Annotated in this window: 15 protein-coding genes and 1 tRNA gene; 5 read left to right on the top strand and 11 right to left on the bottom strand. The window is 66.0% G+C overall.

Features of this window, described 5'->3' with window-relative positions; genetic code table 11:
* Positions 1–83: 83 nt before the first annotated feature.
* From groL to WFL22_RS00430, 3 genes are all read right to left on the bottom strand, one after another.
* The gene (gene groL / locus WFL22_RS00440) at positions 84–1,703 is read right to left on the bottom strand and encodes a chaperonin GroEL (protein WP_336652721.1); all 1,620 of its coding nucleotides are present in this window, start codon (positions 1,701–1,703) and stop codon (positions 84–86) included.
* A gap of 210 nt (positions 1,704–1,913) precedes the next feature.
* A complete protein-coding gene (locus WFL22_RS00435; RefSeq protein WP_336991003.1) occupies positions 1,914–2,675 on the bottom strand; it encodes a LytR C-terminal domain-containing protein in 762 nt (253 codons plus the stop codon).
* Positions 2,676–2,952: 277 nt separating this feature from the next.
* Positions 2,953–4,068, bottom strand: coding sequence for a heme/hemin ABC transporter substrate-binding protein (locus WFL22_RS00430; RefSeq protein WP_336652723.1), 1,116 nt, complete (start codon positions 4,066–4,068; stop codon positions 2,953–2,955).
* Positions 4,069–4,219: 151 nt separating this feature from the next.
* Between WFL22_RS00430 and WFL22_RS00425 the strand changes: the two genes are divergently transcribed.
* Together WFL22_RS00425 and WFL22_RS00420 are read left to right on the top strand one after the other, a co-directional pair.
* Positions 4,220–5,287 carry a FecCD family ABC transporter permease gene (locus WFL22_RS00425; RefSeq protein WP_336652724.1) on the top strand — a complete coding sequence of 356 codons (1,068 nt, stop codon included), beginning with the start codon at positions 4,220–4,222 and terminating at the stop codon, positions 5,285–5,287.
* Positions 5,287–6,099, top strand: a complete 813-nt coding sequence (locus WFL22_RS00420; protein ID WP_336652725.1) for a heme ABC transporter ATP-binding protein — start codon at positions 5,287–5,289, stop codon at positions 6,097–6,099. Before WFL22_RS00425 ends, WFL22_RS00420 begins: the two co-directional genes overlap by 1 nt.
* Positions 6,100–6,257: 158 nt before the next feature.
* Here the strand turns inward: WFL22_RS00420 and WFL22_RS00415 are convergent, their stop codons facing one another.
* The gene (locus tag WFL22_RS00415) at positions 6,258–7,124 is read right to left on the bottom strand and encodes an HtaA domain-containing protein (RefSeq protein ID WP_336991001.1); all 867 of its coding nucleotides are present in this window, start codon (positions 7,122–7,124) and stop codon (positions 6,258–6,260) included.
* Positions 7,121–11,080, bottom strand: coding sequence for an HtaA domain-containing protein (locus WFL22_RS00410; protein WP_336991000.1), 3,960 nt, complete (start codon positions 11,078–11,080; stop codon positions 7,121–7,123). The genes WFL22_RS00415 and WFL22_RS00410 overlap by 4 nt, the downstream gene beginning before the upstream one ends.
* A 243-nt stretch (positions 11,081–11,323) precedes the next feature.
* On the opposite strand from WFL22_RS00410, the gene msrB reads away from it, so the two are divergent.
* Both msrB and WFL22_RS00400 read left to right on the top strand, forming a co-directional pair.
* A complete protein-coding gene (gene msrB, locus WFL22_RS00405) occupies positions 11,324–11,770 on the top strand; it encodes a peptide-methionine (R)-S-oxide reductase MsrB (protein WP_336990999.1) in 447 nt (148 codons plus the stop codon).
* 5 nt (positions 11,771–11,775) lie between these two features.
* Positions 11,776–12,336 carry a nitroreductase family protein gene (locus WFL22_RS00400; RefSeq protein WP_336991783.1) on the top strand — a complete coding sequence of 187 codons (561 nt, stop codon included), beginning with the start codon at positions 11,776–11,778 and terminating at the stop codon, positions 12,334–12,336.
* Positions 12,337–12,349: 13 nt separating this feature from the next.
* Here WFL22_RS00400 and WFL22_RS00395 read toward each other — a convergent pair whose 3' ends face one another.
* The 4 genes from WFL22_RS00395 to secA form a co-directional block, all read right to left on the bottom strand.
* Entirely contained in the window at positions 12,350–13,288 is a 939-nt protein-coding gene (locus WFL22_RS00395) for a DMT family transporter (protein ID WP_336990998.1), read from the bottom strand.
* A 291-nt stretch (positions 13,289–13,579) separates the two neighbouring features.
* Positions 13,580–13,655 (bottom strand) — tRNA-Thr (locus tag WFL22_RS00390).
* A 36-nt stretch (positions 13,656–13,691) separates the two neighbouring features.
* On the bottom strand, positions 13,692–14,654 hold the full coding sequence (locus WFL22_RS00385) for a DsbA family protein (protein WP_336990997.1): 963 nt from the start codon (positions 14,652–14,654) through the stop codon (positions 13,692–13,694).
* Positions 14,655–14,732: 78 nt separating this feature from the next.
* On the bottom strand, positions 14,733–17,477 hold the full coding sequence (secA, locus tag WFL22_RS00380) for a preprotein translocase subunit SecA (protein WP_336652731.1): 2,745 nt from the start codon (positions 17,475–17,477) through the stop codon (positions 14,733–14,735).
* 132 nt (positions 17,478–17,609) lie between these two features.
* On the opposite strand from secA, the gene WFL22_RS00375 reads away from it, so the two are divergent.
* Positions 17,610–18,338, top strand: a complete 729-nt coding sequence (locus tag WFL22_RS00375; RefSeq protein ID WP_336990996.1) for a polyprenol monophosphomannose synthase — start codon at positions 17,610–17,612, stop codon at positions 18,336–18,338.
* Positions 18,339–18,522: 184 nt separating this feature from the next.
* Here WFL22_RS00375 and hpf read toward each other — a convergent pair whose 3' ends face one another.
* Together hpf and WFL22_RS00365 are read right to left on the bottom strand one after the other, a co-directional pair.
* Positions 18,523–19,155, bottom strand: coding sequence for a ribosome hibernation-promoting factor, HPF/YfiA family (hpf, locus tag WFL22_RS00370; protein ID WP_336990995.1), 633 nt, complete (start codon positions 19,153–19,155; stop codon positions 18,523–18,525).
* Positions 19,156–19,324: 169 nt separating this feature from the next.
* Positions 19,325–20,023 carry a ComF family protein gene (locus WFL22_RS00365; protein ID WP_336990994.1) on the bottom strand — a complete coding sequence of 233 codons (699 nt, stop codon included), beginning with the start codon at positions 20,021–20,023 and terminating at the stop codon, positions 19,325–19,327.
* Positions 20,024–20,085 lie beyond the last annotated feature (62 nt).

Below are 20,085 nucleotides of genomic sequence, written 5' to 3'. Positions count from 1 at the left end.
CGCACATGCGATCATCCCGGAACACACAAACGCGGCGGCCGCACCCGAGGGTGCGACCGCCGCGTTTGCGAGAGGCTGTGGACTTAGAAGTCCATGCCGGCACCGGGGTCAGCCGGAGCCGCCGAGGCGGGCTCAGGCTTGTCGGCGACAACAGCCTCGGTGGTGAGGAAGAGGCCGGCGATCGATGCCGCGTTCTGCAGCGCCGAGCGGGTCACCTTGGCGGGATCGAGGATGCCCTGGGCGACGAGGTCACCGTACTCGCCGGTGGCGGCGTTGAGGCCGTGACCGGTGGGGAGATTGGCGACGCGATCCGCAACAACACCGGGCTCGAGGCCCGCGTTCTGAGCGATCTGACGCAGCGGTGCCTCGATAGCAGCGCGCACGATCTTCGCACCCACGGCCTCATCAGCCGAGAGCTCCAGCGTGTCGAAGACGTCCTTGCCGGCCTGGATCAGGGCGACACCGCCGCCGGGCAGCACGCCCTCTTCGACAGCAGCCTTGGCGTTGCGCACGGCATCTTCGATGCGGTGCTTGCGCTCCTTGAGCTCGACCTCGGTCGCAGCGCCAGCCTTGATGACGGCGACGCCACCGGCGAGCTTCGCAAGGCGCTCCTGCAGCTTCTCGCGGTCGTAATCGCTGTCGGTCGACTCGATCTCGCGGCGGATCTGAGCCACGCGGCCCTGGATCTGCTCCTCGTCGCCGCCACCCTGGACGATGGTGGTCTCGTCCTTGGTGATGATGACCTTGCGGGCGCTGCCGAGCATGTCGAGGGTGGCGTTCTCGAGCTTGAGGCCGACCTCCTCGGAGATGACGGTGCCGCCGGTGAGGATCGCGATGTCCTGCAGCATGGCCTTGCGGCGATCGCCGAAGCCGGGAGCCTTGACAGCAGCCGACTTGAAGATGCCGCGGATCTTGTTGAGCACGAGGGTGGCAAGCGCCTCACCCTCGACGTCCTCAGCGATGATGAGGAGCTGCTTACCCGACTGGATCACGGGATCAACGACGGGGAGCAGATCCTTGATGTTGGAGACCTTGCTGTTGACGATGAGGATGTAGGGATCCTCGAAGACCGCCTCCTGGCGATCAGCGTCGGTGACGAAGTAGGCCGAGAGGTAGCCCTTGTCGAAGCGCATGCCCTCGGTGAGCTCGAGCTCGGTGCCGAAGGTGTTCGACTCCTCGACGGTAACGACGCCCTCCTTGCCGACCTTGTCGATCGCCTCGGCGATGAGCTTGCCGATCTGCTCGTCAGCGGCCGAGATCGAAGCGGTGGCAGCGATCTCGTCGGTGGTCTCGATCTCCTTCGCGTTTTCGAGGAGCTTGGCCGAGACAGCTGCGACAGCCTTCTCGATGCCCTTCTTGATCGCGATGGGGTCGCTGCCGGCGGCAACGTTGCGCAGGCCCTCGCGCACGAGCGCCTGAGCGAGCACAGTGGCGGTGGTGGTGCCGTCGCCCGCGACGTCGTCGGTCTTCTTGGCGACCTCCTTGACCAGCTCGGCGCCGATCTTCTCGTACGGGTCGTCGAGCTCGATCTCCTTGGCGATCGAAACGCCATCGTTGGTGATCGTGGGGGCGCCCCACTTCTTCTCGAGAACGACGTTGCGGCCGCGCGGGCCGAGCGTCACCTTGACGGCGTCGGCGAGGATGTTCAGACCCCGCTCAAGTCCACGACGCGCTTCCTCATCAAACGCAATGATCTTTGCCATGTGTTTCGCCCCTCCCGGACGTCTCTACTGATGGTGGGCTCCGTGCCGGCGCCGGGCACCGACGCACGGATGTTTTAGCACTCAGTCGATTCGACTGCTAACACCAATCTTGGCACTCAAGCATGCCGAGTGCAAGCAGCGTTGCTCGCGAGGAGCGAACACGCAGGGAGCGCGAAGTGCTCCACAGAAGACTGCCCCGGCAGACGAGGGCTACGGCGCGGGCAGCGTCGCAGGGTCGACAGGCTCGCCGGTTTCAGGGTTGACCGGCCAGCCGGAATCCGGGTCGATCAGCCAGCCCGTGCCCGGATCAATGAGACGCCCGGTTTCCGCGTCGATCTGGTAGCCCGTTGCGGGATCAACCTGAGTCTCCTCCGCGGCCGGGCTCTGGGTCTCCCCCAGGCCGGGCCCGGCATAGTCAGCTCCCAGCAGCACGATGAGGCGCGCGCCGTACTCCTGATAGGTGTCGGCCGGGTAAGTGGAGATGCCGCCCAGCTTCGCGGCAAGACCCGCAGCAGCAGAGGCGTCAGCGGGGTCGGAGTAGAAGACTGCGGAGATCTGCACATCGCTGGCAGCCGCGCTGCCACTGAACAGAATGGTGCCCCACTGCTGCTCGGTGATGATCTGATCGACAGCGGCGGCAAGATTCGGGGTGGGGGTGCCGTTGAGCACCGCGACAGTTGCGGCGGGGTCGAGAATCGCCTCAGGCGCTTTGGTTGAGCTCGACGAACTCGAGGGGGTATCGCCAGCGAACTTACCGGCGTTGCCGATCCCCGTGACAATGGCGATACCAACGGTGGTGAGCAGCGCAAAGCCGAGCAGCCCAGCGATCAGGTACTGCCAGACATAGCGAGGACGAGGAGTGATGCGGTGCGCGCCGACACGACCGCTGCGCGGCACCCTGTCGAAACGATCTTCCGGGTAGTCCTGGCGCACGCCACGAGTGGTGCTCGTGTCTTCGATCTTCTGCGCCAAGCCTGCTCCCGTTCCTTCGCCCGCGGCCCCTGCCCCGCGGATTCCACTAGCGTACCCCGACCATCCCTGACAGTTCTCCAGCTGAGGGGTGAGTTGATCGCGACAACGCTTCGCGTTGTCTACAGCGAATCTCCTCCGTGCTCCGCACGTCGGCTGGCTCGTAAGCCAGCGCCGGATCGCGACAACGCTTCGCGTTGTCTACAGCGAATCTCCTCCGTGCTCCGCACGTCGGCTGGCTCGTAAGCCAGCGCCGGATCGCGACAACGCTTCGCGTTGTCTACAGCGAATCCGGCGCATATATCGCGCGGGCGAGGCCGTCGATCACGTCGGGGATCCGCGTGCCGCCCGCGAAGAGCACCGCATCGTCGACATCAATGATGCGACGATGCTGCCCCGCCGAGGTGAGCGCGATACTCGGTTGCGCCTGCAGCAGCCCGTCAACCCCGCCCGCACTGTCGAGGCCCTTCGTCATCACGATGATGATGTCGGGGTCCATCGCGATCAGCGCCTCCTCCGTCATCGGCTTCTCGCCGTTCCAGCCGATCTCGGCGGCCACATCGACGGCACCCACCGAGCGGATCAGTGAATCCACACCGCTGCCCTCACCGAAGAGATAGAAGACGCCCGCGGTGCCGCGCACATACAGGAACGCCACCCGAGGCAGTTTCGAGGTGTCTTCGGGCAGCAAGCGCTGCACCTCTGCCTCCTTGGCTGCAATGGCCTCGCGCAGCGAGTCGACAAGGGTGGGGCCTGCGGTGCCCACCCCGAGTGCGTCGGCAACCTGCTGGGCAGTAACAAAGCTGCTCTCGGCATCGACCGCCCGATCCACGGTGACCACGGGAATCCCGGCATCGCGCAGCTGCAGCACCACATCGCTGGGCCCGATACTGCCGTCGGTGATGATGAGGCTTGGGTTGAGCGCGAGCACGCTTTCGGCGTCGATCGAGTGGCCGTCTTTCGTGACGACTGGTACATCGTCGGAGCCCGGGAAGGTGGTGGAGATGTCGCGACCCACAATGTTGTCTGCGAGACCGAATGCGGTGACGAGTTCGCCGACGGATCCGCTGAGCGAGAGCGGCACGATGCGCGAGTTATCGGTGACCGTCACGTCGGTGTCGCCGGAGCGGTCGTGGGAGACAACAGTGACGGGGAGCTGCGCCTCTGCCGCCTCAGCGAGCGGAGGAATGCTGGGGCCGCCCACGAGCGCGGTCGTAGGGCCCTCATATGCGGTCGGGTCTTCGAGCGGGGTGACCTCGCTCAGCGGTGGCAGATTGATCGGTTCGGCCGCTGCAGCGCCTCCCTGCGAGCCGCCGCTCTGGCAGCCTGTCACACCGATCCCGAGCAGCGCCACGAGCGCGAGCGCGGCCACGCGACGCTTCGTTCCCAACTTCATACGACGGCGCTCCTCAATCCATCAGACGAATACCGGGTTTAGCCTAACCCAGCTAGGTATGATGATTCTCGGACTTCGAAGATCCACCCCATTTCCACACCGGCCGAGCCGCGCTCGCCGCGTGTGTCACGCAAAGGTGTTCCGAGCTCGCATGACCCCATCCTCGTCCGCCACGACGTCACGTCACGCGACGACGAAGACAGTGCTCTTCGTATGTCTCACAGTGGCGCTCATCGTCTCGATCGTGCTGTCGGGCAGCACGGGGCAGCTCGGAATCCCACCGCAGGAGGTGCTCGGTTCGCTGCTGCACCGCGTCGGCATCGACTGGCTGCCGCTGCCGAGCCACCCGATGGGCGATCAGACCCTCTGGACCGTGCGCTTCCCCCGCGTCGCGATCGCGGTGCTGATCGGCGCGGGCCTCTCCGTGGCCGGTCTGCTCATGCAGGCGATCTTCGGAAACCCGCTCGCCGAACCCGGCGTGATCGGCATCTCCTCGGGAGCAGCTGTGGGCGCAGGGCTCGCGATCGTCTTCGGCGTCACCGTGTTCGGCGAGTGGACTACGGCGGTGTTCGCCTTCGTCGCGGGCCTCGGAGCCACTCTGCTCGTCTATGCGATGAGCCGTGCCGATGGCCGCACCGAGGTGGTCACGCTGGTGCTCACCGGCATCGCAGTGAACGCGATCGCGGGCGCCGGTATTGCCCTGCTCACCTTCCTCGGCGATACGCAGTCGCGTGAGCAGATCGTGTTCTGGCAGCTCGGTAGTCTCGCCGGCAGTCGCTGGTCGCAGGTCGCGATCATCGCCCCGGTGATCGCGGTGGGCCTGCTCGCGGCTTACTTCGCGGCCCGCAAACTCGATCTGTTGTCGCTCGGTGAGCGCAATGCGCGACACCTCGGCGTCAATGTCGAGATGCTGCGGATCACCATGATCTTCGTCGTGGCACTGCTGACCGGGGCTGCGGTCGCCTTCGCCGGCATCATCTCCTTCGTAGGCCTCGTGATCCCGCACTTGATGCGTATGATTCTTGGCCCGGCGCATCTGCCGCTTGTGACCGCTTCTGCGCTGGGCGGGGCGCTGCTGCTCACCCTCGCCGATCTCGCGGCCCGCACGGTTGTGCCGAACGCCGACATGCCCATCGGCATGCTGACGGCGCTCGTGGGTGGCCCGTTCTTCTTCTGGCTGTTGCGACGCACCCGCAAGCGGAGCGGGGGGTGGGGATGATGGCCCGCCATATCGAGGTGCCGCAGCGCGCCATGCTCGGCGAGACCGTTTGCGCGGCGGAGTCCGTGCACCTGGAGCGCGGTGGTCGCGTGCTGCTCGATTCCGTTTCACTTGAGCTGCGGGCGGGCGAGGTGCTCGCTCTGCTCGGCCCGAACGGCGCAGGCAAGTCGACGCTGCTGAGCGTGCTCTCGGGTGATGTCACCCCGGATCGCGGATCTGTGCGTTTTGGCGACCGCGACATCTCCGACTGGTCGCTCTCTGATCTGTCGCGGCGTCGCAGCGTGCTGCTGCAGGACAATCAGCTGCTGTTTCCGTTCACCGTGCATCAGGTTGTCGAAATGGGGCGGGCGCCGTGGCGCCGCACTCCGCTCGAAGAAGACGACAATGCGGCGATCTCCGAGGCGATCACCGCAGCCGACGTCGCGCATCTCGGCAATCGCAGGGTGCCGTCGCTCTCCGGCGGCGAGCGAGCCCGCTCGGGCTTCGCGCGGGTGATGGCGGGGCGCACGGGTGTGCTGATGCTCGACGAACCTACTGCCGCACTCGATCTGGGTCATCAGGAGGCAGTGCTCGGGATCGCGCGCGAGCGCGCCAAGGCCGGCGACGCCGTGCTCGTGGTGCTGCACGACCTCAATCTTGCCGGGGCGTATGCGGATCGGATCGCGCTGCTGCGCGACGGCAGCATCCTCGCCTGCGATGCACCGGATCGGGTGCTCACCGCGGAGATCGTGAGCGAGGTGTACCGCACCCCTGTGGAGGTGGTGCCGCACCCCGTGACGGGCAAGGGGATCGTACTCCCCCTGCGCGTCTGAGACGGGGGCGGATCCGCGATTCGGATCCGCCCCCGCACCGGTCTGCGCAGGCAGCAGTGTGCCGTTCCGCAGCGCGGCGTCATCGAGTCAGCCCAGATATACCGAGATGGCCCACGATTCACGTGAATCGTGGGCCATCTCGGTACTCGTAGGCCGGCTCAGACCTCGGTCGACGACGCGTCGTCGGTGCCTGGCTCAGCGGTGGGCTGCTTCTTACCCCGGCCGGCGATGAGCATGCCGACGGTGACGCCGATCACGAGCACCGCAACGCCGGCGATCACGATCGGCACCCAGGGCACGCTCGGCGCTGCGGCCTGCTGCGGCGCAGCCACCTCGGCGGGGGCCGGCTCTGCAAGCGCTTCGACGCTGCTCGCCGCGAGCAGGCAATCGACGGTGGCGGTGACGTTGACGGGATCGAGTTCGTCACCCGAGACGTAGCTGCCGTACTCACCGTTGAACGCTTCGGCACCCTCAGCCGTGAGGCGGGCGGGAGCCGACACGATCTTCAGATCGCCGTCCTGCGCGGACACGGCACCCGCGAGGTCGATCTTCGCAGCCCGCACCTCTGATGCGCTGGCCGCGCCGCCCGCGTTCGCGGTGTCGGTCGCGCCCATTGTGAGCATCAGATAGGCGGTGTCTTCGCCCGCGAACTCGATCGCGGGATTGGCGATGTCGAGCTGCATCGCACCGTCGTGGCCAGTGAAGTGCACGGCGCCGGTGAAGGCAATCCGCCCCTCATCGAGCGTTTCAGAGACGCTTCCCGAGGCCTGGTTCCAGATGAAGTTGGGCGTCTCGTAGCGCATGTCCTCGCTCACGGTCCATTCACCGTTCGCAATCGATCCGCTGATGTATGAACGAAAGCTCTCTTTCACCCCCCAGGTCATCTCCGCGGTCTGCACGGGGCAATTGCCTGCGGCCACGGACGCGGCAGGGGCCGCTGTCGCGGCTGCTGGCGCCGCCAGAGCCGCTGCAGCAACGATAGTGGCCGTGAGAAACCCTTTGATCACTGCCGTTGTGTTCGTCATTTCTCTCCCGCGTGTCCTCGGCGCTGCACGACCACCAGACCGGTGGTCGCTCCTGCGATCACGAGCAGCGCGATCGCCGCGACCCACCATACCCACACGGGGCCCGAATCCGCTCCGAGCACTCCGGCGGCCATCGGTTCGGCCTGCTCTGCGATCTTCGCGGTGGCGTCCTTCTTGGCCTTCTCCGTTTTCACGGTCTCGGCCTTCTCGGCGACCTCAATCACCGCACCGGCGTTGATGCTGCCCTGCAGGGTGATCGTGTGCGTGCCAGGTGCGAGATCTTCGGGCAGGGTGCCAATCCAGCGCACGGTGCCGTTCTCATCAGCGCCCGCGGCCTCGTCGAGCACGATCGGATCCGAGTACACCACCACGAGGATGTCCCGCTCCTTGCTCTCGAAGCCGGGAGCCTCGATCTCAATCTCGCCGCCCGGCACGAGCTTCTTCGCCGGAGTCACCACGGTCACGCCCGTGGTTGCCGGAGGGGCCGCAGCGGGGGTGCGCTTCGTCTGCTTCGCCGACACCGTGGTGGTGCCGTAATTTGCTCCGCTCACCGCGCCCACGGTGAAGGTAACCGGGTCGATGCCGAAGGAGCCTCCACCCGCTCCGCTGCCCGTCGATCCGCCGCCGCTGATGGCACCGGCGACGGGTGCCCCAGCCCAGGTGGCCTCGCCGTTCGCCCCCACTGACTTGGCCGCGACGGCGAGATTGAGGGCGTACGATTCGCCGCGCACCGTGATGGTTCCCGAGAGCGCGTTGTGCACGGTGATGACGGGGTTGGCGAAGGTTTCACGCATGAGTCCGGCGTGCCCGGTGAAGGTCACCACGCCCGAGTACTGCACGGTGCCGGTGTGCGAGGCGGCGTTCCAGGCGCTGCCGGCCTGCGGGAAGACGTAGCCGCCCGCGCCGCCGCCGACGCCGTTCCCCGTTACGCTGCCCTTCGCGATGGGACCTGTCGCATAGGCCGCGAAACCTGAGGACACACCCCAGCTGAGTGAGCCGGCCTGCTGTGTGCCCTGGGCGGGCACGGGTGCCGGTGTCTCGGGCTTCGGCTCGGGCTTCGGCTGCGGAGTCACCGGGTCGGTGGGCTTCGCATCAGAGGCCGCGCCAACGGTGAAGGTGACGGGATCCATCTGGCTGCCGGCGGTGTAGAAATCGAGGAAGTGCGTGACGGCCTCTGCCCGGAGCGTGCTGGGCGCGCCGGACCAGGTCACGGCACCGTTGTCTTCGCTTCGCTTCGCCTTGCTCAGGTCGATATCGGCGAGCGCCACGCGGGCGTTGTCGATCTTGGCGCTCAGCACGGCTCGTGATGAGCTTTCGACGGTGATCTGCGGATCGGCGAGCGTGAGCGCGAGTGCGCCGCCGTGCCCGGTGAACGTCACCCCTCCCGCGTAGTGCACATCACCGGTGCCGTTCTTCGCGTTCCAGGATCCGCCGTCGATCTGCGGGAACTCGAACACGCCGCCGGAGCGCTTCGCCGCACCGAGCATCGAGATGCTGCCGCCGGCACCACCCTCGACGTAGCTGCGGAAGCTATCTTTGACGCCCCACTTCAGGCCGCCCTTGGTGAGGTCGGGGTCGGGCTTGGGCGTGCGATCCTTGCCTGCGAAGTTGATCGCAACCATCCGCTCCTGGGCGGCGTTCTTTGTGTTGACGCCGCCGGCGTAGGTGTAGATGCCGAAGTTCCCGCCGTTTACGAGATCTGCGGGCTCTTTCAGCGTTACCGTCCAGGTGAAGGATCCGCTCGCGGGATCGATCTCTGTCCACTCGCTTCGGATCGTGTCTCGGTACTGCGCGGGAACGTCCTGCTCCAGGGTGTCCTTCGCAAGTGCCCAGGCCCGGTTACTCTTGTCGATCTTGCGCTGGTCGCTCGGCGCGCCCTCAGAGGGACGCCAGTGCTCACCGAAGTGACCAAAGACAGCAAAGGTGCCCTGGGGCTTGTCGGACGGGATCGGGTTGCCGAGGCCGCCGAGATCGCAGACAGGCTGCGCCGTGAAGCACTTGTTCACGTAGGGATCGTAGCCGGTGCCCTTGACGACGAGCTTGTCGCCTTCCTTCACCTGACGGCCGTCGTAGGGGGTGACGCCATCGGCGAGGAACACCTTGAGGTCGGCTTCGTACGAGGGTGCGACGGGCCGCTCGGTGTCGGTGTAGTTGAGCGCGAGCTTGGTTTCCTGCGCCTTGTTGTTCACGCCACCCGCACCATAGGTGTAGATGCCGTAATCACCGGTCACCGTCGCGGCATCCTTCGGATCAGCCAACGTCAGCTCAGCAGTCCACGAACCATCAGCGGCAAGCGGCACCCACTGCGCACGCACAATGTTCTGGTAGCCACGATCATTCGGAACCTGATTCAGCACACTCTCCGCAAGCACCCACCCCTGCGGGCCAGCCTTCCGCGCAGAAGCCGCAACACCATCAGCCGGGCTCCACACCGGAGCAAACTTCCCGAACACCACATACGAACCCTGCGGCAGCGTGTTCGGAATCGGAACACCACGACCACCCACATTCGCAGCCGGATCAAACCCGGTGCCCGTGATCCTCAACTTGTCACCCTTGTACACCTGCGCACCCGGAGCAAGCGGAGTCGTCGAATCACCCAAGAACACCTGCACCCCAGGCGACCACACCTTCGGCCGCTCGGTGTCGGTGTAGTTGAGCGCGAGCTTGGTTTCCTGCGCCTTGTTGTTCACGCCACCCGCACCATAGGTGTAGATGCCGTAATCACCGGTCACCGTCGCGGCATCCTTCGGATCAGCCAACGTCAGCTCAGCAGTCCACGAACCATCAGCGGCAAGCGGCACCCACTGCGCACGCACAATGTTCTGGTAGCCACGATCATTCGGAACCTGATTCAGCACACTCTCCGCAAGCACCCACCCCTGCGGGCCAGCCTTCCGCGCAGAAGCCGCAACACCATCAGCCGGGCTCCACACCGGAGCAAACTTCCCGAACACCACATACGAACCCTGCGGCAGCGTGTTCGGAATCGGAACACCACGACCACCCACATTCGCAGCCGGATCAAACCCGGTGCCCGTGATCCTCAACTTGTCACCCTTGTACACCTGCGCACCCGGAGCAAGCGGAGTCGTCGAATCACCCAAGAACACCTGCACCCCAGGCGACCACACCTTCGGCGGCGCGGCGGGAGTGGAGAAGGTGAAGACATCGGTGGCCTGGCCCTGGTAGCGCGCGACTCCGGCCGGCGCGAGCGTTGACGCGAACACGCCCTCCGCGGCCGTCCACTGCTGCAGTGAGTTCGTCTCGGCCGAAGTCCCCGTCGCAGCGATCGTCGCCACGACAATGCGGGCAACGGAGTCGGCTCCAGCGGTGTCGGTGGTGCTCATCTCAGCTGAGACGGTGGCCGCGCCGTCGGCCGCAATGGTGATCCGCGGGTTCTGCAGCGCGATCGTGAAGCCGTGCGCGGGGTTATCCCAAATAACACCACCGGTGTAGGCGATCTCACCGGTGCCCGCAGCTGGGTCGAAGCTCGACGCGGCCGACTCGGGGAAGCGAGTGGTTCCGTCAGGGTTGAGTGTTGCACCGCCGTACGGGGTCTGCGTGCCTCCCACGCCCGCGAGGTAACCGCGCCAGCTGGCCTTGAAGCCCCAGTCGAGCGATCCGCCATTCTCACGCACCGCTTCCAGCGTTGCGGGCGGCGCCGCGGCGAGCAGCGAGGGAGCCGCTGCTGCGGTGTCGTCGACGGGCTGAGCGGTGTCAGCTCCGGAGGGCGTTTCGGCGGCAGGCTGCTGCGGTGCGGCTGGCTCTTCAGCGGGGGCCTCGCTCGGCGTGCCGTTGCTGGGGGCCTCGGGGATCGCGGTCTGCTCGGTCAGCGGATCGGCGGGCAGTTCTTCTGCGGAAGCGGCGGTGCCGCCAAGCAGCGCACCCCCCGCGACCAGGGCCGACACCAGCAATGTTGCGAGTGACGCTCGCAAACCCTGACGTGCAAACATGCGCAACGCACTCCTTGATGGATGGAATTGGGGTGTGCACGGGATTGCGGCGGAGCCGCAATCGGTGTCACATCCGACTCAGATGAGGTATGCCTAACTCGAGGCATCGCAGAATAGTCTGACGAATATCATCCGATGATGCAAGTCGGGGTGATCCGCCCCTCCCGCGCAGTCGCCATTCCCGGCCCGCAAGCAGCCTCGCGGCGTACACTGACAGCGCACCGCAGCGCGCAAAGGAGCATCATGAGCCAGCCCATCGGATCCGACAACAACTACGAAGTAAGCCTCGACGATGCCGAGTGGCGCGCCCGCCTCTCCCCCGAGGAATACGCGATCCTCCGCCAAGCCGCCACCGAGCGCGCTGGCACCGGCGCACTGCTGCACGAGGAACGCGACGGCCTCTACCACTGCCGCGCCTGCGGCAACGAACTCTTCGTCGCGGGCACCAAATTCGATTCAGGCTGCGGCTGGCCCAGCTTCTACGAGAGCATCCGCCCCGAGGCCGTCGAACTCATCGAAGACCGCAGCCTCGGCATGGTGCGCACCGAAGTGCGCTGCGCGAAATGCGGATCGCACCTCGGCCACGTCTTCCCCGACGGCTTCGGCACCCCTACAGGCGACCGCTACTGCATGAACTCCCTCGCACTGTCGTTCGAGCCGGAGGCCGGATCCGCCGACGAGCGCCGGTGATCGAGATGCCCGCAGAATCATTGACGCCCCGCCCTGCGCTACAGGCGGTTCGCAACCGACGGTCCCACTCCAAAGTCACCGAAGACGCTCCCTCACCGACTGAAATCGCAGAACTCGTCTCAGCAATGTCGAGCATCGCCGACCACTCCGGCCTGCGCCCCTGGCGCATCATCAGCCTGCGCGGGGACGCTCGCAACAAGCTCGGCAAAGCCCTCGCCAAAGCAGAAGGCGGATCGCGCGGCAAGTACATCGCGAAAGCGCAACGCGCGCCCCTGCTGCTCACCATCGTGGTGAGCCCACGCAAGAGCAAAGTGCCGCTGTGGGAGCAGGAAGCCGTCGCGAGCGGCGTCGCCCACACCCTCGGACTGCTGCTGCACGAGGCCGGCTGGGGCACCTTCTGGCGCACCGGTTCGCTCACCCGCGCCAAAGCGGTGCGCAAAGCACTCGGCGTGCAGAAGCCCGAATACCTGCTCGGCTGGATCTACGTCGGTGGCATCCCCGACACAGACCGGCGCAGCAAACCACGCAAACCCATCGACCTGTCACGGCATCTCAGCGAACTCTGAAACGCCCCTCCGGTCACGACCGTGAGCGCCGCCCAGGCAACGACGCGATCAGCACAGCCACCAAAGCCACCACTGTGCCCACAGCCATCAACGTCGTCACCCCGCCAGCGAGCGGCAATGACGCCTCAAGTAGCACCGAAGCGATGAGCTGCCCCGCAACATTCGACATACTCAGCAGCAGCACCCCTGTGAGCCTCACGAGCATCGCAGCCACCGCAATAAAGATCATGCCGATCGCCCCACCCGCATAGAACCAGGGCTCGCTCGGCCAACTCGCAGGCCACCCCTGCACCGCCAACGACACCGCAGCAGCCACAACCAACACCGCAGTGCCCACCAAGAAGTTCACAAAAGTCGCCGCGATCGCGCTCTGCGCCGCAGCCCGCACCAACCCGTTCACAGCCGACTGCCACGCCATACCGACCCCAGCGATCAGCGGAACCACGACAAGCCACGGCGATCCAGAACCCCCCAGCCCGCCAGCCACAGACACCGCAACAGCCACCACCGCGAGCCCCGTGCCCACCACCCGCGGTAGCGACGGATCAACGCGACCACCGGGGCCGATGCCGATGCGATCCATCAGCAAGCCGCCAAGCACCTGGCCCGCCACAATGCCAACAGTAAACAGCGCCAGCCCGATCACTGACGCCACCAACCCCTGCGTGAGCACAAAGAACGCGCCGCAAGTGCCCCCGAGCAGGCCCCACACCGGGTAGCCCCCCGAACGCACCTCAGCAGAGAGCAGGCGCATGCCACGCCGCGCCCGTGGGGTGGCAAGCGTGATCAGCGCGAGCAGCAGCATCCCTGAACCAAACGAGACAGCGGCCGCAAGATATCCGTTGCCGATCTGCTGACTCAACCCGCCATTGATGCGCGACTGCACCGCAACCAGCATGCCCGCAGTGCCCGAACCGAGCAGTGCGACGGGAACCCTCAACCTCACATGCACTCGGACAACCTTACTCCCGCGGCAGGAGCAGGGCGAACGAGCGGTGACGGGAGTGGGTGCGGCGCAACGAGCGCAGCGAGTGGAGCCCAGCCCGCGCTTCGCTCCGTAGCTGGCGCTTGTGAGCGCCGCGGCTCTGCGACGAAACGCTGACGCGTTTCTTACTTGAGCCGCCTGTCGGACTTGCTTTCCGTGCTTGATGCAACGCGCCAGCGTTGCGCGCGGGAAGCCGGTGGAGCCTGCGACACCGGAGTCGGTTCGCAGGCCGGAAGGCGGCGCAACGAGCGCAGCGAGTGGAGCCGCCTGTCGGACTCGAACCGACCACCTGCGCTTTACAAGGGCGCTGCTCTACCAGATGAGCTAAGGCGGCAAAGGGGCGGTAGCGTGCGCTACCGCCCCGGATAGCTTACTCCGACTTCTTCGTGTCTGCAGAATCAGTCTTGTCTGAGGCCGCGCTGTTCTTTTCGACCTCGCCCTTCACCTTCAGCAGGTACGACTCGAGGTCGCCGTCACGGGCCTGGTTCCACTGCTGACCGTTGACGATCACGGTGGGGGTGCTGACGAGACGCTGCGCCTGATCGGCGGGCTGCAGCTCGGTGCCGCCGGGGCCGAACATCTGGGCACCCTTAGCGAGGCCCTGCACGCCGGTTTCGCTCACGGCCTTGTAGTTCGCCGAGATGAAGCTGCCGAAGCGCACGTCCTTGACGCACTGGCGCAGCTCGGTGGTGAGCTCGGCGCCGGCGCTCTTGGCCTGTTCGAGCAGCTGATCGTCGGTGAGGCCGGTGCTGCCTTCCTTAGGCTGCACTTCTGCGCTCAGGAGCGTGTTGTGCAGCTTGAACGCAACGTCGGGCTGCTGCTCGACCACGCAGGCGAACATGTTCGCTGCGCGCGTCGAATACTTGGTGCCGAGCGAGGCACTGTCGAGGAAGTTCAGCGGGTACACCTGCAGATTGACGTCACCACTGCCCACGTAGTTCTCGAGCATGGTGCCGTACTGCTGCTCGAAGGCACCGCAGGCGGGGCACATGTAGTCGACGTAGATGCTGACATCGAGGGGCAGCTGTTTACGATCGACCTCGGGGGCCTTGCGCTCTGAACCGGCCTGCAGTGCGGGCGTCTCGACCACCTTGAGATCCTTGGTGAAGACCACACCACCGGATGCCATGTTCTCGGGGCCCGGGCCGGCGGGCTTCATGGTCTGGGTGAGGACGAGCGCGACGACCGCGAGGATCGCCAGTACACCGACGACGATGCCACCCTGCAGCATCAGGCGGCCGCGCTTCTCGCGGCGCTTCTCGGCTTCGCGGGCGAGGCGCGCCTGCTCGCGGGCGCGCTCTCGGCGCTCGTTCTTCGTGAGTTTCTCTGCCATGGCTCTCTCCAGGTCGGGCCGCAGTCGGCTCCGGTTCTTCGTTCGGGTGCGTGGGCGGCGCTGCTCGCCGCCCACGCCCTACTTCTTCTTGTTGGCGCGACGCTCGGCGCGGTTCGCGGTGCCGCCCTCAGCGGGCACCTGCTGGCCGAAGGCTCCGCGCTGCGTGGGCTGCTGGGGCGCCCCGGCGGCCTTGCCGCCAGCCGCCTGCGCCCCGCTGACAGACGGCGCGCCGTCTTCGTCGGGGGCGGTGTAGCTGAGCTTGGACTGATCCGGAGTCTGCTGCTCTTCGAGCCCGCCGCCTTCGAGGTGCACGTGATCCTGGGGGCCTTCGGCGGGGCGCACCTTCACCTCGAGGTTGTAGAGCAGCCCCATCGACTCTTCCTTGATCTGGCCCATCATGCCCTCGAACATGGTGAAGCCTTCGCGCTGATACTCGACCAGCGGGTCGCGCTGCGCCATTGCGCGCAGGCCGATGCCCTCCTTGAGGTATTCCATCTCGTACAGATGGTCGCGCCAGCGGCGGTCGATCGTGGCGAGCACGACGCGGCGTTCGAGCTCGCGCATGGCTTCCTCGCCGAGTTCTTCTTCGCGTTTGCGGTAGGCGACCTCAGCGTCGGAGAGGATCTCACGGCGCAGGAAGCCCTTGTCGACGCGGGTGCCTCCGGCCTCAGCGATGAGCTCGTCGACGGTAATGCCGATCGGGTACACCTGCTTGAGGTCGCTCCAGAGGGCGTCGAAATCCCACTCACCGTCGTGTCCGTGGGAGTCGAGGATCGCGTCGAGCGTCTGCTCTCGGAACGCGTCGATGCGGCCTTCGATTTCTTCGCCGTCGAGGATCTGCTGGCGGTCGCCGTAGATGGCCTTGCGCTGGCGGTCGAGAACGTCGTCGTACTTGAGCACGTTCTTGCGAATCTCGGCGTTGCGCTGTTCGACCTGGCTCTGCGCGCTCTGGATGGCGCGGGAGACCACCTTCGATTCGATCGCGAGGTCGTCGGGGAAGCCCTCACGGTTCATGAGTGCGGCTGCGGCGCCCGAGTTGAAGAGGCGCATCAGGTCGTCGGCGAGCGACAGGTAGAAGCGGCTCTCGCCGGGGTCGCCCTGACGGCCGGAGCGGCCGCGCAGCTGGTTGTCGATGCGGCGCGATTCGTGGCGTTCGGTGCCGAGCACGTACAGGCCGCCGACGGCGCTGACCTTCTCGGCTTCTTCTGCGACGGTGCGCTTGACGGCGTCGAAGACGTCGTCCCAGGCGGCTTCGTAGGCTTCGGGATCTTCTTCGGTGGAGAGACCGCGGGCTGCCATTTCCTGCACGGCGAGGAACTCGGCATTGCCGCCGAGCATGATGTCGGTGCCACGGCCGGCCATGTTGGTGGCTACGGTGACAGCCCCCAGTCGACCGGCCTGCGCGATGATCGCGGCTTCGCGTGCGTGGTTCTTAGCGTTCAGCACCTCGTGGCGCACGCCCTTTTTGGCGAGCAGGCGGGAGATGTATTCGCTCTTCTCGACGCTGGTAGTGCCGACGAGCACGGGCTGACCCTTTTCGTGGCGCTCGGCGATGTCTTCGACCGCCTGCTGGAACTTTGCCTCTTCGTTCTTGTAAACGAGGTCGGGCTGGTCCTTGCGCTGCATGGGCTTGTTGGTGGGGATGGGCACCACGCCGAGCTTGTAGGTCGACATGAATTCGCCGGCCTCGGTTTCGGCCGTGCCCGTCATACCCGAGAGCTTCTCGTAGAGGCGGAAGTAGTTCTGCAGGGTGACGGTGGCGAGCATCTGGTTCTCGGCCTTGACCTGCACGCCTTCTTTGGCCTCGATGGCCTGGTGCATGCCCTCGTTGTAGCGGCGGCCTGCGAGGATGCGGCCGGTGTGCTCGTCAACGATGAGCACTTCGCCGTTGAGCACGACATAGTCCTTGTCGCGGGTGAAGAGCGCCTTCGCCTTGATCGAGTTGTTGAGGAAGGAGATGAGGGGGGTGTTCACCGACTCGTAGAGGTTGGTGATGCCGAGGTGGTCTTCAACCTTTTCGATGCCGGGTTCGAGCACGCCGATGGTGCGCTTCTTCTCGTCGACTTCGTAGTCGGTGCCGGCTTCGAGCTTGCGGGCGATGCGCGCGAACTCGGCGAACCAGCGGTTGGCTTCTCCTGAGGAGGGGCCGGAGATGATGAGCGGCGTGCGGGCTTCGTCGATGAGGATCGAGTCGACCTCGTCGATGATGGCGAAGAAGTGGCCGCGCTGCACGCGCTCTTCGGCGCTGGAGGCCATGTTGTCGCGCAGGTAGTCGAAGCCGAACTCATTGTTGGTGCCGTAAGTGATGTCGGCGTTGTACTGTTCGCGGCGGGTGGCGGGATCCTGCCCGGAGACGATGCAGCCGGTGGTCATGCCGAGGGCGCGGAAGACGCGGCCCATGAGCTCACTCTGGTAGCTGGCGAGGTAGTCGTTGACGGTGACGACGTGCACGCCCTTACCTGCGAGCGCGTTGAGGTAGGCCGGCATGGTGGCGACGAGGGTTTTACCTTCACCGGTCTTCATCTCGGAGATGTTGCCGAGGTGCAGGTTGGCACCGCCCATCACCTGCACGTCGAAGGGGCGCAGCCCGATGGTGCGTTTGGCGGCTTCACGCACGGCGGCGAATGCTTCGGGGAGCAGGTCGTCGAGGGTTTCACCCTTCGCGAGCCGCTCGCGGAACTCGTCGGTCTCTCCGCGCAGGTCTTCATCGCTGAGGTCGGCGAAGGAGCTCTCGAGCTCGGTGACCGTTTTGGCCAAGCGCTGGAGCTTCTTCAGGGTGCGACCCTCGCCGACGCGAAGGAGCTTTTCGAGAACTGTCGCCACGTTGTGTCTCCTGTAAGGTTCTGCACGGTGGTCCGCTTCGCGACTTCACCGCCGTTGCCGAATTGTGACAACTCCTCAGCTTAGCAAGGCGTAGCCCAGCATCGGCTGGGGACTTGCCCGGATGGAGATGCTGTGGGCGAACCCTCGCACGCTGTGCTCGTGATCCTCCCTACGTACAACGAAGTCGGCACCCTGGCGGCCGTGGTTTCGCGGGTGCTGCATGCGGTGCCGGAGGCGCAGGTGCTGGTTGTCGATGACGGCAGCCCCGATGGCACGGGCGCGCTCGCGGATCGTTTGGCGGTGGCGCATCGGCGGGTGAGGGTGTTGCATCGCTCGGCAAAGGGCGGGCTCGGCACGGCGTACATTGCGGGCTTTCGGTTTGCGCTGGCGGAGGGGTTCGGGCTAGTTGTCGAAATGGATGCAGACGGGTCGCATCTCGCCGAGGAACTGCCACTGCTGATCGATGCTGCGCGCCGCGCGGGCGGTGCCGCGATCGGGGCGCGCTGGGTCGAGGGCGGGCGCATTGTGGGCTGGCCGCGTTACCGGCGGTGGATCTCGCGCACTGGCACTCGGGTGGCGCGGATCGCGCTGCGTTCGGGCTTGCACGACTTGACGAGCGGGTTTCGGGCGATCGACGCTTCGTGGCTGGCGCGTCTCGATCTGGGGGCGCTCGACTCCGAGGGGTACGGCTTCCAGGTGGAGTCGGCGTGGGAGTTGGAGCGGATGGGTTGCCCGATTATTGAGGTGCCGATCACGTTTGTTGAGCGTGTCGGCGGCCGTTCGAAGATGACGTGCGGGATTGTGTTCGAAGCGCTGTGGAATGTGCTGCGCCGCGGCTGGCGGCTGCGGCAGACTTTGTAGTGGACGCCGGAATTTTCAAACGCGCAAGACATGTTCGGGCCCACATCTTCGGCTGACAGCACCGCAGCAACTCCCGGAGCACCGCACAACTGAGCCCGCCGCCCCTGCGATACGCAGGAGCGGCGGGCTCCATATGAGGATCAGCGCCTCACGCAGCAGCGGACGCTGCGCTCGGCGACAACCCTTACTCCTCGGTGAGCGTGATCACCCCGTAGTTCCACCCCTTGCGGCGGTACACCACACTGGGGCGACCCGAACCGTGCTCGACGAAGAGAAAGAAGTCGTGCCCCACGAGCTCCATCTGATCGACAGCGTCTTCGACGGAGAGCCGCTCAGCGGGGAACTCCTTGCTGCGGATCACCACGGGCGAGTACTGCTCGTCGCCGCCCTGCTGCTCGGGGATGGGCACAGCGCCGGTTGCCACAGCATCGATCACCTCGGCGGGAGCCGGCGTTACGTCGACCTCGGCGAAATCATGAGCTGCAGCATCTCCCAGAGAGAGACGTCCGTGGCCGCGGCGATCCTTGCGCTTGTCTTTCATACGGCGAATGCGTTCCAGCACGCGCCCGTAAGCCATATCAAAGGCCGAGTACTTGTCTCCGCCAGCAGACTCCGCGCGAATCACGGGGCCCGGGCCGATCAAGGTGATCTCAACAAGATCACCGTGCTTCGGGCTGCGATCACTCTGCCGCGAGACCTTCACCTCAAGCGACTGAGCCCTGGGCAGCAGGCCCGACACCTTCTCGGTCTTCGATTCGACATAGCTCTCGAAGCGGTCAGTGATCCCGACGTTCTTGCCGCGGATGTTCACGTCCATGGTGACCTCCCAGGTGACTCAGGCGGGTGGGCCTCTGTGGCGCACCGTTACGCCTTTCCCGAACTCTACTGCACTCGGCAGCAGCGTTTCCACCTCGTCACCGGGCTCCCAGCGGAAACCCCGGAAACTCATTGAAACCCCACCGCACCCTTCCGTTCGAGCACCGTTCTCAGACGAGAATCCCGCGCGTGTCTCGGCGTTGCGCGTGACAGAGCGCCACAATCGCTACCACCACCGCACCCTTGGCTTCGAGTGCGTCACGACACGCAAGCACCGTCGACCCCGTGGTGATCACGTCATCGACGAGGATCACTTCTCGGCCGCGCAGTACGGCGCTTCGTGAGGCCCGCACCCGCACTCTCGCGGCATTGCGGGCGCGTTCACCCGCCGCGAGCCCCACCTGGCTGCGCCGCCCCTGCCCCGCCCGCAATGCGGCAACCCGCAAGGCGCGCACCCCCTGCCCGCGCAGCGCGCGACTCACGAGCAGCTCGACCTGGCGAAAGCCGCGCCGCCGAACGCCGACGCGGCGAGAGGGTGCCGTGATGATCACCGGCGCGGCCGGCCCTCGGCATACGTCGAGGGCCGCCACGAGCGGCACACGCAGCTGCTCCCCCAGTTCACCCGCAAGCCCAACCCTGCCGCGATGCTTGAACGCCACCAGCGTCGCCCGCAGCACCCCCTCATAGGGCCCCCGCACGAAACAGGGCGCGCCGATATCAGGGCGCAGCAGTGGTGCCGAACGGCGCAGCTCCACGCGACACGGCAAGCAGCAGTCACGATCGGGCTCACCGCAGCCCACGCAAGCAGCGGGCCACAGCAGCGCAAGCAGGTCGAGGCCGAGCTCGGTGAAATTCAACAAGGGCGCCATGCACCGATCCTGCCGCGCCGAAGACCCTTCGCCGCGGCGTTCGCCGGCATCTGTGGAGAACT

The sequence above is a fragment of the Leucobacter sp. VD1 genome (assembly GCF_037150695.1).
Classification (GTDB): Bacteria; Actinomycetota; Actinomycetes; order Actinomycetales; family Microbacteriaceae; genus Leucobacter.
This window is presented reverse-complemented; position numbering and strand designations above follow the sequence as displayed.